Genomic DNA, 421 nt, shown 5'->3' with positions numbered 1-421 from the left:
GCATCAATCTCGCTGCGATATCGCCGGATAATCCGGTGGATTCGATCGTGGTTGCAGTGGGTCACCACGAATATCGCGCGAAATCAGCGGCTGATCTGCGCGCATTGTGCCGGGGCGATAAGCCGGTACTCGCCGACCTCAAATCCCTATTCGACCGTCACAAGGCCGCAGATGAGGGCTTTACCCTCTTCAGGCTCTAGTCTCTTTCTATAAAGGCAACTTAGGTGAACAAAATACAGCGGATAACGGGTCGGAAAATTAGGGTAGCGGTGGTTGGATGCGGTCGCATCGCCAAAAACCATTTCGGCTCAATCGAACAGCATTCTGAGGCGATAGAACTCGTTTCGGTCTGCGACATCGATCCGGAGGTGCTTGCCGCCCACGCTCAGCAATATGCAGTGCCTGGCTATGGTGACCTGGG

General features: G+C 54.6%; 2 protein-coding genes. Both read left to right on the top strand.

What is annotated here, in order from left to right; genetic code table 11:
• Positions 1–200, top strand: a 200-nt coding sequence (locus tag AC1DIX_RS27970; protein WP_477328626.1) for a Rossmann-fold NAD(P)-binding domain-containing protein, incomplete at its 5' end; no start/stop codon positions are given.
• Positions 201–224: 24 nt separating this feature from the next.
• A partial coding sequence (locus AC1DIX_RS27965) for a Gfo/Idh/MocA family oxidoreductase (RefSeq protein ID WP_477328624.1) occupies positions 225–421 on the top strand: 197 nt, incomplete at its 3' end.

The sequence above is a fragment of the Massilia sp. 05N420 genome, assembly GCF_056397205.1.
This window is presented reverse-complemented; position numbering and strand designations above follow the sequence as displayed.